Origin of the sequence: Streptomyces sp. SID5785, assembly GCF_009870065.1 — a bacterium.
In the GTDB taxonomy this organism is placed as follows: domain Bacteria; phylum Actinomycetota; class Actinomycetes; order Streptomycetales; family Streptomycetaceae; genus Streptomyces.
Map to the genome: position 1 here is coordinate 1 of NZ_WWIA01001051.1, position 323 is coordinate 323.

Genomic DNA, 323 nt, shown 5'->3' on the forward strand with positions numbered 1-323 from the left:
TCCGCGGCGCGGCGCAGGGACGCGGCGTCGGTGAATTTCACCCGGGGGCGGCCCTGCGCCGCGCCGGCCGCACGCTCCGCGCGGTCGATCGCGCGCCAGGCGTCGAGGCCCAGGGCGTCCGCCGTCGCTCCGGTACCGGCGGCCGGCGGGGTGAGCCGGCCTGCGGCGAAGTCGTCGAGGAGCGACTCGACCGTCTCGTGCGCGCAGGTCTTGTTCGTGCCGATGAAGCCGGTCGGCCCGCGCTTGATCCACCCCGCGACGTACACCCCGGGCTCGACCCGGCCGCCCTCGTGCGGGACGGTCCCGCTGTCCTCGTCGAAGGG

The 323-nt window shown here is 77.1% G+C and carries 1 pseudogene; it reads right to left on the reverse strand.

Going from position 1 to position 323, the window contains the following annotated elements:
* Positions 1–323, reverse strand: a pseudogene (locus tag GTW43_RS34000) (4Fe-4S ferredoxin); the annotation flags it as partial.